The sequence below is a fragment of the Deltaproteobacteria bacterium genome, from assembly GCA_029860075.1.
Taxonomy (GTDB): Bacteria; Desulfobacterota; JADFVX01; order JADFVX01; family JADFVX01; genus JAOUBX01.
In genome coordinates this window covers 35,213-47,141 of sequence record JAOUBX010000006.1, presented here as the reverse complement: position 1 = coordinate 47,141, position 11,929 = coordinate 35,213, and the positions used below count along the sequence as shown (strand labels likewise).

At 45.9% G+C, this 11,929-nt stretch carries 15 protein-coding genes; 4 read left to right on the top strand and 11 right to left on the bottom strand.

The window, feature by feature from the left end:
* The 6 genes from nuoF to OEV42_03155 form a co-directional block, all read right to left on the bottom strand.
* Entirely contained in the window at positions 1-1,266 is a 1,266-nt protein-coding gene (gene nuoF / locus OEV42_03180) for an NADH-quinone oxidoreductase subunit NuoF (protein ID MDH3973261.1), read from the bottom strand.
* Between the two features lie 4 nt (positions 1,267-1,270).
* Positions 1,271-1,741, bottom strand: coding sequence for an NADH-quinone oxidoreductase subunit NuoE (gene nuoE / locus OEV42_03175; protein MDH3973260.1), 471 nt, complete (start codon positions 1,739-1,741; stop codon positions 1,271-1,273).
* 19 nt (positions 1,742-1,760) lie between these two features.
* Positions 1,761-2,915 (bottom strand): NADH dehydrogenase (quinone) subunit D, encoded by a 1,155-nt coding sequence (nuoD, locus tag OEV42_03170; GenBank protein MDH3973259.1) that lies wholly within the window; start codon positions 2,913-2,915, stop codon positions 1,761-1,763.
* Between the two features lie 62 nt (positions 2,916-2,977).
* Entirely contained in the window at positions 2,978-3,466 is a 489-nt protein-coding gene (locus OEV42_03165) for an NADH-quinone oxidoreductase subunit C (GenBank protein ID MDH3973258.1), read from the bottom strand.
* Positions 3,467-3,474: 8 nt separating this feature from the next.
* On the bottom strand, positions 3,475-3,948 hold the full coding sequence (locus OEV42_03160; protein ID MDH3973257.1) for an NADH-quinone oxidoreductase subunit B: 474 nt from the start codon (positions 3,946-3,948) through the stop codon (positions 3,475-3,477).
* Positions 3,948-4,325: an NADH-quinone oxidoreductase subunit A gene (locus OEV42_03155; protein MDH3973256.1), complete on the bottom strand. Its 378-nt coding sequence runs from the start codon at positions 4,323-4,325 to the stop codon at positions 3,948-3,950. Before OEV42_03155 ends, OEV42_03160 begins: the two co-directional genes overlap by 1 nt.
* Positions 4,326-4,791: 466 nt before the next feature.
* Between OEV42_03155 and OEV42_03150 the strand changes: the two genes are divergently transcribed.
* The 3 genes from OEV42_03150 (at position 4,792) to OEV42_03140 (ending at position 7,060) form a co-directional block, all read left to right on the top strand.
* Positions 4,792-5,922, top strand: coding sequence for an NAD(P)/FAD-dependent oxidoreductase (locus OEV42_03150; protein ID MDH3973255.1), 1,131 nt, complete (start codon positions 4,792-4,794; stop codon positions 5,920-5,922).
* A gap of 301 nt (positions 5,923-6,223) precedes the next feature.
* Positions 6,224-6,673, top strand: a complete 450-nt coding sequence (locus tag OEV42_03145; protein MDH3973254.1) for an Hsp20/alpha crystallin family protein — start codon at positions 6,224-6,226, stop codon at positions 6,671-6,673.
* 60 nt (positions 6,674-6,733) lie between these two features.
* Positions 6,734-7,060: a DUF1844 domain-containing protein gene (locus OEV42_03140; GenBank protein MDH3973253.1), complete on the top strand. Its 327-nt coding sequence runs from the start codon at positions 6,734-6,736 to the stop codon at positions 7,058-7,060.
* Here OEV42_03140 and proB read toward each other — a convergent pair.
* From proB to OEV42_03115, 5 genes are all read right to left on the bottom strand, one after another.
* Entirely contained in the window at positions 7,050-8,165 is a 1,116-nt protein-coding gene (proB, locus tag OEV42_03135; GenBank protein MDH3973252.1) for a glutamate 5-kinase, read from the bottom strand. The genes OEV42_03140 and proB overlap by 11 nt on opposite strands.
* An 11-nt stretch (positions 8,166-8,176) precedes the next feature.
* A complete protein-coding gene (gene obgE / locus OEV42_03130) occupies positions 8,177-9,202 on the bottom strand; it encodes a GTPase ObgE (GenBank protein ID MDH3973251.1) in 1,026 nt (341 codons plus the stop codon).
* Positions 9,203-9,343: 141 nt separating this feature from the next.
* Positions 9,344-9,601 (bottom strand): 50S ribosomal protein L27, encoded by a 258-nt coding sequence (gene rpmA / locus OEV42_03125; GenBank protein ID MDH3973250.1) that lies wholly within the window; start codon positions 9,599-9,601, stop codon positions 9,344-9,346.
* An 11-nt stretch (positions 9,602-9,612) separates the two neighbouring features.
* Positions 9,613-9,924, bottom strand: coding sequence for a 50S ribosomal protein L21 (gene rplU, locus OEV42_03120; protein ID MDH3973249.1), 312 nt, complete (start codon positions 9,922-9,924; stop codon positions 9,613-9,615).
* A gap of 235 nt (positions 9,925-10,159) precedes the next feature.
* The gene (locus OEV42_03115) at positions 10,160-10,324 is read right to left on the bottom strand and encodes a hypothetical protein (GenBank protein MDH3973248.1); all 165 of its coding nucleotides are present in this window, start codon (positions 10,322-10,324) and stop codon (positions 10,160-10,162) included.
* 128 nt (positions 10,325-10,452) lie between these two features.
* Between OEV42_03115 and pyk the strand changes: the two genes are divergently transcribed.
* Entirely contained in the window at positions 10,453-11,871 is a 1,419-nt protein-coding gene (gene pyk / locus OEV42_03110; GenBank protein ID MDH3973247.1) for a pyruvate kinase, read from the top strand.
* Positions 11,872-11,929 lie beyond the last annotated feature (58 nt).

Genomic DNA, 11,929 nt, shown 5'->3' with positions numbered 1-11,929 from the left:
TTAAGAAGCACTCAAACATTTCTTATTTTTTATGTGATACTCAAACTCATCGCGGAACTTGTTAATAGCGCCGGTAACCATCATGGAAGCGCCGTCGCCGAGGGGACAGAAGGTGTTTCCGAATATGCCATCGCTAACGCTTAGCAGAAAGTCGATATCTCCCTCCTTACCTTTTCCCTCTTCGATATCTTTAATAATATCCACCATCCAGGTACAACCTTCCCTGCATGGAGAGCATTTGCCGCAGGACTCATGGGCAAAGAACTTGGCAAGCCTTAAAACCGACTTGACGATACATGTGGACTCATCCATAACAATAATCGCACCTGATCCCATCATGGAACCGATGGCCGCAACGGAATCGAAATCCATATTAACGTCTATCTCATCAGGTGTTAAAACGGGTGTAGAAGCGCCTCCCGGGATTACTGCCTTAAGTTTTTTGCCGTCTTTAATACCACCGGCATGTTCGTAAATGATTTCTCTGAGCGGCGTACCCATGGGGAGTTCATAGGATCCGGGCTTTTCAACATGACCGCTCACATTAAAAATCTTTGTTCCGGGAGACTTTTCCGGTCCGATAGAACCGAAAGCCTTACCACCCTTTCTTACAATAAAAGGAATGGCCGAAAGCGTTTCCACGTTATTTACAATGGTCGGACCATCATAGAGACCGGCCAGGGCGGGGAAAGGGGGCTTGATTCTCGGCATACCCCGCTTACCTTCAATGGAATCAATAAGCGCCGTCTCTTCACCACAGATATAAGCACCGGCGCCTCTGTGAACGTATATATCGAAATCAAAACCCTTACCGAAAACATTTTTACCGAGAAGACCTTTTTTGTAAGCCTCTTCAATCGCTTTTTCAAGACGTTTCGCACCGAAAGCAAACTCGCCCCGAATATAAATGTAGCCCGCCTTGGCGCCAATGGCGTATCCGGCAATACAAATACCCTCCAGAAGCAGATGGGGGTCATTTTCAATAATTACCCTGTCCTTAAATGTTCCGGGTTCACCTTCATCAGCATTGCAGCAAACATACTTGGGCTGATCCGAAAATTTGGGAATAAAGCTCCATTTGAGACCGGTAGGGAATCCGGCGCCCCCTCTACCCCTGATACCAGCGGCTTTGACCTCATCGATGATTTCATCGGGAATCATACCGAGAGCCTTCTTGAGGGATTCATAGCCCCCCTTTTTCAGGCTCGTTTCAATGAGGTACTGCTTGGGATCCTCTACGTTTTTAAATAATACTTTTTCAGCCATCTTATTAATCCAGACTATCGAGAATCTTGTCTATTTTTTCCTCTGTAAGGTTTTCATAGTAATCATCGTTGATCTGCATCATAGGAGCCGTCCCACAGGAACCGAGACATTCCACCGTTTTCAGTGTAAACCTCTTATCATTAGTGGTTCCACCGGCTTTGACGCCAATCTTTTTGGAAATGTACTCTACAATATGCTCAGCGCCGAGAAGCGAACAGGAAAGGTTGGTGCAGACCTGTATGTGGTTCCTTCCAACAGGTTTTTTGTTGTACATGGTGTAGAACGTTGCCGACTCGTAGACCTGGACAGGAGGCAACTTGAGAAGTCTGGCAATTTCAGCCATTGCCTCTTTCGTTACATGACCCTCCTCTTCCTGAGCAAGGTAGAGGGAAGGAAGAACAGCGCTCCTTTTGGTAGGATACTTCTTCTGAACTTCCGCTATTTTCTTAACTGTCTTTTCCGAAAGGACGCTCACTAGTCAAACCTCATTAAACCTATTTATCCGTCTCACCCATAACGGGATCAAGACTACCGATGACGGCAACAACGTCAGCGATGAAACCACCCTTACACATCGTATTCAACGATTCGAGATTAACAAAGGATGGTGACCTTAACTTGAGCCTGTAAGGCTTGCCCGTACCATCACTTATTATATAACAGCCAAGCTCACCCTTGGGTGATTCAAGGCCGAAATAAACCTCACCTTTGGGGGGCTCTATGCCATGCATAACCTGTTTGAAGTGATTAATCATCGACTCCATATCGGTCTTTACTTTTTCTCTTGGAGGAAGACAGAACCTGCTGTTTTCAGTCCTGAAAGGTCCACCGGGCATTTTATCAAGACACTGCCTGATGATCTTGAGGCTTTCCCTCATTTCCCAGATCCTGATAATGTATCTATCAAATACATCACCATTTTCCCTGAGAGGTACTTTGAAATCCAGCTTGTCATAAACCAGATATGGCTCATCTCTTCTAAGGTCACGGTTAACGCCGGAAGCCCTAAGGCTTGGTCCGCCAAGACCCAAATCAATTGCATCTTGACCCGATATCACACCAACATCCACCGTTCTTTTAAGCCAGATCCTGTTTTCTGTAAGGAGTTGCTCATACTCGTCCAGTCCCTGAGGGAAATAGTCGATAAACTCCAGGCATTTTTGCAGGAACGCATCTGTGGCATCGTAACTGACACCACCGATCCTCATATAGTTAACTGTCATCCTGGATCCACAAAGCATTTCGAAGAGATCGAGAATCATCTCCCTATCCCTGAAACCATAAAGAAGGACAGTTAACGCACCAATGTCCAGTGCAGCGGCGCCAACACAAACAATGTGGCCGGCAATACGACTGAGTTCCGCACAGATAGTTCGTAGATATTGAGCCCTTTCAGGCACTTCGATCTGGGCAAGCTTTTCGACGGCCATAACATAAGCCAGGTTGTTGGACATTCCTGCCATGTAATCAAGCCGGTCCGTGTAAGGAATGAAACTATGATAGTTCCGGCTTTCGGCAATTTTCTCTACACCTCGATGGAGATAACCGACAACACACTCAGCATTAACAATCTTTTCTCCGCTGAGCGTCAGGATAACCCTTAAAACACCGTGCGTACTCGGATGCTGAGGGCCGAAATTAAGAATCATTTCCTTGGCGCCGCCAAAGGTTGTTTTCGCCTCTGTTATATCATAAGCCTTGCTAGACAAAACTACTCCTCTTCACCGAATGGCTGGTATTCATCTTTGTAGCCTCTTTCAGGATAATCTTTCCTGAGAGGATAACCAACCCAGTCGTCATCCATATATATTCTCTTAAGGTCGGGATGCCCTTCGAACTCAATCCCGTACATATCGTAAGTTTCTCTTTCCACCCAGTCGGCAGTGGCCCACAAAGAAGTCACTGAATCCACCTTCTCACCATCGGCAACAGGTGCTTTTACTCTGATACGCTGTCTCTTATTGATTGAATGGAGGTGATATACCACTTCAAAACGGGGTTCTTTCGGCAGATAATCGACGCCGCATACGTCGAGGAGATAATCGAAGTCGAGATCCCTTTCGTTCTTAAGGAAGGTGCAAATCTCTTTTAGCGACTCTTTTTTAACGATTATCGTATCGTCACCACAAAAGCTGTGGCTGTCGATAATAGCATTACCAAACTTTTTCTTTATTTTTGTAATAACAGCTGAATCAGACATGGTAACAATCAGGCCCTTTTCCGAAAGTTTGATTCTCTTTTGATTTTTTCCTGGAGCTGAAGGAATCCGTACATAAGCGCATCGGGCCTTGGAGGACAACCAGGGACATAAACATCAACAGGAACGACAAGGTCACAACCCTGAACGATACTGTAAGTATTGAATATTCCACCGGAAGAAGCACAGCTTCCCATGGAAACAACCCATCTCGGCTCAGACATCTGATCATAGAGCCTTCTAAGGGCGGGAGCCATCTTCTTACTAAGCGTTCCGGCGACAACCATAACGTCGGACTGCCTTGGTGAAGGCCTGAAAACGACGCCGAAACGGTCGAAGTCATACCTTGAGCAACCCGACGAGATCATCTCGATGGCACAACATGCAAGACCGAAGGTCATGGGCCACAAGGAGGAGCTGCGCCCCCAGTTGATGATAGCGTCAGCGCTCGTAAATAATACGTTATTTTCCAGTTCTTTTTCCATTAGCTCACCCACTCCAGCGCTCCCTTGCGCCAGGCGTAAAAATAGCCCACAAGGAGAATCGCAATAAACAACACCATTTCTATAAAGGCAAACATTCCGATCTTGTTCAGAACAACGGCCCAGGGAAAGAGAAACAGTGTTTCAACATCGAAGATAACAAATAAAACAGCGATAATATAGAATTGAACGGTAAATTTACCGGCATCGGCTTCACCAACGGGATCAACACCGCACTCCCAGGGACCGAGCTTTTCATCATAAGAATTTCTTGGCTTGAGGATCATACCTACTAGAACGGCAGCTTGTGCCATTACAAAGGTAATACCCATAACGACGATAACAGGCAGGTAGTCGTGGAACAGATTAACTTGGGGCATACTTTTAATATCCTTTCAGTAATCTTATCGACGAAATTCATGGAGCAAAATTTCGTCCGGTACGGCTAAGTAGGGATAGAAGATTATTGCATCATTAAAAATAAGTCAAGAAAAAAAAAGGAATTGTATATTGTATACAATTGTCCTGCTTACGACATAATCACAAAAGATCTTAAATAACTGCATGTTAAGAAATCAATACAAGGCCACCCTTTAATCAATATTTCTTAAAATAAGTTGTTTTATTTGTCTTTATGGACTCAATTTGAGCCTATTTTTTCATACCAAAATACGTGAGAAATCTTTCTCTTTTCACAATTTCAACTCAAAAGCGACTCTACTTCTGCCAAAAATAAGTCGAAAAACCAAAACCTTTTTCCTTTTTTGACTTTCCTTTTCTCTTTGCTAGACTTTTACTGAATCTAATTATTGACACCATTGGTCATTCAATGGCGGGGAGATTTTTTTGGATAAAAAAATCACCATCATAGGGACAGGTGTTGCAGCGCTTACCTCTGTCCGGAATCTTCGAAAACTCGATAGCTCTATTGAGATCACTGTCATAGGCAAAAAGCCGGAATTCGTTTATCTGCCGAGCTTGATCTGGATACCGTCGGGAATTCGCCGCAGTGGGGACCTTATTATTCCTCTCGATAATTTTTTTAGGCGAATGAAAGTCAATTTTTACGAGGGAGAAGCAACAGGCCTTAAAGACGGGGGACGCACCGTAATAACCGACTCCGGTGAAATAAGCAATGACGGTCTCATCATCGCAACGGGCGGCAGGTTTATTAAAAAACTTCCCGGCATAGAGAATGTTATCACCCCCTGTGAAGGGATAGCGGCAGCCGAGGCTATAAGAGACAAGGTTAAGGCTATGAAAGAAGGCACTATTGCCTTCGGCTTTTCGGGCAATCCCAAGGAGCCCGGAGCCATGAGGGGCGGTCCCATATTTGAATTCCTTTTCGGCATGGATGCACAGCTTAGAAAGGAAAAGCGCCGGGACCGTTTCAAGCTCGTCTTTTTTACACCCGCCCCCGAGCCTGGCAAAAGACTGGGCCCCGGCGCCGTCAAAGGATTGCTTGAGAGCATGGCAAGCAGAAATATAGAAACCTACCTGGGTCACAAAATAAAGAGCTTTGAAACCAAAAAGATAATCACTGAAGCAGAAGAGATACAGGCCGACCTCACTATTTTCATGCCCGGCATGACAGGCAATAGCTGGTTCGACAATACGGATCTGCCACGTTCACCGGGAGGCCTCATAGAGGCAGATGAACACTGTGGCGTCACCGGTTTTGATTGTACTTACGTGGCTGGTGACAGCGGCAGCTTCCCGGGACCACCCTGGATGCCCAAACAGGCCCATATGGCTGACTTACAGGCCAAAGCGGCAGCAAAAAACCTCATAAATGAACTATACGGAAAAAAACCAACGGCACGATTCAAGACAGAACTCATGTGTATCGTCGATAACACGGAAAAAGGAATGCTCGTCTTTCGCACGGAAAATAGAAATATCGTTATGCCCAACGCCCGTCTCTGGCACTGGTCAAAGCGCTTTTTTGAATGGTGGTATTTGAGGCGGTACAGGTAGGGGCCGTTAATATAATCTTTATTTTGGCAGGTATAAACCTGGGCAGGTATGAGACCTGCCCCTAAATTATTTGTAGGGGCAATCCCTTGTGGTTGCAAATAATTATGGCAATCTTCCGGGAATTATCATCCTGTCGTCTTACGATAAATCTTGACTTCCACTTGTCTTCAATCACTTTTCCCCCGTTTTTTAGATATCGTTTTATACATTGCATTTGAACATGATGCCCTTCTCTATCACCTTGACAAGGCTAGTAAACATGATTAATTTAGTTATACAAAGCTAAAAAAGGAGGATTAATATGGCTATTGTTAAATGGGATCCATTCAAGGATATGATTACACTTAGAGACAGGATGGACAGGCTTTTTGAAGACAGTCTTGCACGCTTGAGAGGTGGGGAAGACGATATGGGGCACTCTGCATGGGCGCCTGCCGTCGACATCTACGAAACTGCCGATACGCTGGTTATCAAGGCTGAAATTCCAGGCGTTGAAAAGGAAGATATAAGTGTGGAAGTGAAGGAGAATGCCCTTTATCTCAAGGGAGAGAGAAAGTTCGAGAAGGAAGTGAAAGAAGAGAACTATCACAGGATGGAGCGCTCCTACGGCTCTTTCAAGCGCATCTTCCAGCTTCCCACCTCTGTCGATGAAGACAAGATAAAGGCAAATTTCAAAGACGGTGTTCTGGAAATCAATATTCCCAAAGCGGAAGAAACGAAAACAAAACAGATCAATGTTGATGTGGATTAGACCTGCCATCCGACCACCGGCTCAGGGCAAAGAGACTTGCACCCATAAGGAATAAATAAAATGACAAAAGAATCCAGGACGGCAAAACAAGAAAGGGGAGGCAATCAGACGACGTCTGATGCTCCCCCGAAGATCAATTTTTCTACTTTTGTTTATTCTCTTTTTACAACGGCCCGGTTCCAGCTGGGCGAAATACCCAATCCCTATACGCAAAAGTATGAAGAGGACCTGACGCTGGCCGGGGAGACGATAGACATTTTAACAATGCTTGAGAAAAAAACGGCGGGAAATCTGACGAAAGAAGAAGAAAAGCTAATCGAAGACCTTCTCTATAATTTAAGAATGACTTACCTGGGAAAAATTAAAAAGCAGGAAGTCAGAGAATAACCATATCATCACGGTGAATCACTTCATCATAATCTTTTTTACCAAGAATGGCCACAATCTCCGAACTTTTAAGCCCTTTCATCTTTTCCAGATCATCACTATCAAACTGAACCAGCCCCCGCGCAAATTCTCCGCCCCCTTCTTCACTGATGGAAACGAGATCACCGAACGAAAAATCTCCCTTTACGGATTTAACACCCGATGGGAGAAGGCTTTTACCGGCCACAAGGGCTTTTTTTGCACCACTGTCGATAAGGAGAGTGCCTGACACATTGATGTTGTAGGCAATCCACTTTTTCTTTCCCTTTATCCTCTCTTCACGGGGAATAAAAAAAGTACCGCTTCCTCCGCCGTTAAAAATATCAAGAAGAACGCCCTTTTTTTCTCCATTAGCTATGAGAGAAGGAACGCCGAAAGTTGCCGACTTTCTGGCCGCCTCCGTTTTGGTCAGCATACCTCCCGTTCCCGTATCTGAAATACCGATGGAAGCGCCCCTTGTCTGGCTCTCGAAATCGCGTACCGTTTCAATGAGCCTGGCATCACTGAACTTGCGCGGATCCTTGTCATAGAGACCATCCGTATCGGTTAGAATGATAAGAAGATCGGCATCGGCAAGGCCCGTTACCATGGCTGACAGGTTATCGTTATCACCAAACTTTATTTCATCGACGGCGACACTGTCGTTTTCATTGATAATAGGAATAACACCATGATGAAGGAGGGCAAAAATAGTGTTTCTCGCATTGAGGTAACGCTCCCTGTTGCTGAGAGCATCACCGGTAAGAAGGATCTGGCCCACCCTTTTTCCCCGCTTGTCGAAGGCGTCTTCGTAAAAACGGATGAGTGTACTCTGGCCGGCAGCAGCGGCGGCCTGTTTTTCCGGGATGCTCTTGGGCTTGCCTTTAAGCCCCAGCTTTCTCCGGCCTGCCGCAACGGCGCCTGAAGTAACCAGGATTACCTCTTTTCCCATATTGGCAATAACCGAGAGATCACTGGCGATAGATTCAACTATCTTTAGATCAATAATCTCACTATGATGGGTCAAAACACCACTACCGATCTTGACAACGAGTCTTTTAGCTTTTTTAAGCGTTTCCAGCCTCAAACCTCTGTCGTTCATTCCCAATCCTCTTTTTCTTCTTTAGGACAAAAAAGAAGTTCCGCCATTTTGTCAATAAGCTCATCAAGTCCTTCGCCGGTAACGGCAGAAACGTAATAAACAGCATATCCTCTCTCTTTTAGGGGACCTGCAACCTCCTCAAGTAAAGACCTGTCCCCCACGGCATCAACCTTATTAAGGGCGATGATCTGGGGGTTCTTTACGAGCTCACTGTTAAACTCTTTCAACTCTTTATTGATTATATCAAAATCCTTTAAAGGATCTCTTTCTGTAAAGCCTGAAACATCGATCATATGAACAAAGAGCGAAGTTCGCTCAACATGCTTTAAAAATCTTATCCCAAGGCCTGTACCCAGATGTGCGCCTTCAACGAGACCCGGAATGTCGGCAACGACAAAGCTGCTGAAGTCTTTATACCTGACGACACCTAAATTGGGTGTAAGTGTGGTAAAAGGATAATCGGCAATTTTTGGTTTTGCCTTGGAAATTCTTGATATGAGGGTCGACTTGCCTGCATTGGGAAAACCAATAATACCCACGTCGGCAAGGAGTTTGAGTTCCAGTTTGAGGTCTTTTGACTCTCCTTCTTCCCCCGGCTGGGCAAAGCGGGGCGCACGCAAGGTGGATGACGTAAAATGGGCGTTTCCCTTGCCGCCTCTCCCCCCCTGAGCGGCAACAAAGGTAGCCCCGTCTTCAACAAGGTCAACGATCTCCTCACCTGTTTCGGCATCTTTGATGACGGTCCCCACAGGCACATTGATGATCAGGTCGGCTGCGTCCTTTCCATGGCAGTTTCTTCCCCTGCCGGGCTGGCCCTTTTTGGCAACATTGATCTTGTTGTATTTGAGATCCAGGAGTGTATTCAAACGGGACATGACTTTGATGATGACGTCTCCCCCTTTACCACCGTCTCCACCATCGGGCCCCCCTTTGGGAATATACTTCTCCCGCCTGAAGCTGACACAGCCGGCGCCGCCATGGCCGGAGATAACGGTTATGTTGACTTCATCAATAAATTTCATGGCATTTATGTACTATGAATTATGGACCCGAAGATAGAAGTAAGGAAAATTTTTTATGTTGCCTGAGGGGAGGGGTAATGAAATCAGGGGGCTAAAGCCCCCTGAAGTGAATTGATAATTTAAAAAGAAGGAAAGAAAAAACTAAGACGCAGCATATACGCTGATCTTTTTCTTGCCGCCTCTTTTGGTTTCAAACTTTACATTACCGTCAATGAGGGAAAAAATCGTGTAATCCTTACCGAGCCCCACGTTATTTCCGGGATGAAATTTGGTTCCTCTTTGACGAACAATGATATTACCCGCCTTTACAGCTTCTCCGCCGAACTTCTTGACACCAAGACGTTTACTTTCACTATCTCTTCCGTTCTTACTGCTTCCGCCTGCTTTCTTATGAGCCATTCTTTCCTCTCTTAAGCCTTAATCTTTTCTATTTTAAGGGCCGTGTACTGCTGACGATGTCCCTGCAGCTTCTTGTAGCCCTTTCTTCTCTTCTTCTTGAAAACAAGGATTTTCTTATCTTTTCCCTGCTCAACAATCTCACCGGATACCTTTGCCTTTTCAACGGTAGGCGTGCCTATTTTTGTAGCGCCTTCCTCACCGACGAGTAAAACATCACTAATCTCAACCTTGGAACCAACCTCACCGGCCAGCTTCTCAACTCTTACGATATCACCTTCAGATACCTTGTACTGTTTTCCACCCGTTGCAATAACAGCGTACATAAAAAAATAACCTCCACGTTATATAAACATTCCTTTGCGAAATTGGAAATGATACCCCTGTGCACTCAATATGTCAAGTACTTTCTTAAGATGGATCTCCCCGTTTTCTTTGATATTAGCCCCGTCATTTCGGGTTTCACAAATAATTGATGGCTTTCCGGCAGGGCATGCCTGCTCCTCAGTACCTTAAACCAGCCTTCCTTGCCTGATTAAGTTACAAGGTGAAAAGGAGGCCTTATCCGCTTTTCCCTGTCAATTCGGGAAGACCGGGTAAAGGAACACTTGTCATCCCATACGCCACCGGAAGAGGATTCTCCCACACTTCTGTTTGAGGCAGGGTCTCTTCATAGATCAGGTTCATCTCTATATCCTGATGGCGCTGCTTTTTGGAATTCATCATTAATCATCTTAAAATATATTTCTCATTCATTACAAATTAACAGGGTTTCCTGCTAAATCTTCTTGACTGTCTCAGTCTTCTTTGCTTCACTGTTCTTTTTAAATAACTCCTGCTGGAGATAAGAAAAAATGCCCGGGAAACTGAGGAAAACAAAAATAATTGCAACCATGGGGCCCGCCTGTGACAGGCCTGGAACACTTGCGCCTCTTGTCGAAGAAGGCGTTGATGTGGTGAGGCTCAATATGTCCCACGGCGATCATGAATCTCATGCCAAAAATATCGAAACCATACGCAAGGTAGAAGAAAAGCTGGGCCGCCCTGTTTGTATACTGGGAGATCTCAAGGGACCCGAGATCAGGACGGGAAAGCTTAAGGAAGAAGAGATTCATCTCATGAGCGGCGACCTTGTCTGCCTGACGCCTGATGAATACATAGGGGACGGAGAAAAAATACAGATTACCCACGAACCGCTCCATAAAGATGTCAAGGCGGGACAGCTTGTTTATATGAATGACGGCGCCATTACCCTTAATGTGGAATCCATAAAGGGGCACGATGTCTGTTGCAGGGTTCAGAGAGGGGGCACGCTGGGAGAGCGCAAGGGGCTTAATTTCCCCGGCGCTAACCTGTCACTCCCTTTTCTCATGGAGAAAGATTATGACGACATTACCTTTCTTATGGAGCAGAACATCGATTTTATTGCCGCTTCCTTCGTCAGATCGGCAGAGGATCTGAGAGAAATGCGCCGTTTTATGGATGATAAGGGCGGAGAAAAGATAAAGATCGTCGCCAAAATAGAAACACAGCAGGCCGTTGATGATCTTGAGGATATTGTTATGGAGTGCGACGGCGTCATGGTTGCCCGTGGCGATCTGGGAGTAGAAATCCCCATTGCCGATGTTCCTCTTGCCCAGAAGAAGATCATTGCCGTCTCTAACAGGAGAGGCATTCCCGTTATTACTGCCACACAGATGCTTGACTCCATGACGTGGAATGCCTATCCCACGCGGGCCGAGGCAACAGACGTGGCTAATGCTATTATCGATGGAACCGACGCGATTATGCTTTCCGGCGAAACGGCCGTCGGCAAGTACCCGGCGCTGGCCGTGGAAATGATGCACCGTCTCGCAATCAAAGCGGAGACAACCGGCAGAATGAAGCTGGAAATATCTGAAAAAGAAAGTTCCATTTCAAAAGCGACTTCCGCTGCGGCCTGCCTTGTGGCAAGCCAACTCGAAGCGGCAGCTATTATTACCGTAACATCGACAGGAGCAAGCGCATGCAGGATAGCGAGAAACCGGCCCCAAATACCGATCGCTGCCTGTTCGCATGATAAAAAAGTAGTGAGGCAACTGCTCATGGTATGGGGGGTGAATCCCTATTATATCGACAGGCCGGCTGATGTTGAAATCATGCACCGGTCTGCACTGGATGTGACAAAGGCGGCGGGTTTTGTAAAAAAGGGCGATATTGCCATCCTCGTATCGGGCACTCCCATCGGTGTGCCGGGAAGCACTAATTCTATTGATGTGGAGAAGATAGAGTAGAGGGAATTCAGGGATTGCAGAATAAAGCCTCTTTTCCGTCATTACGAGGTCGATACGA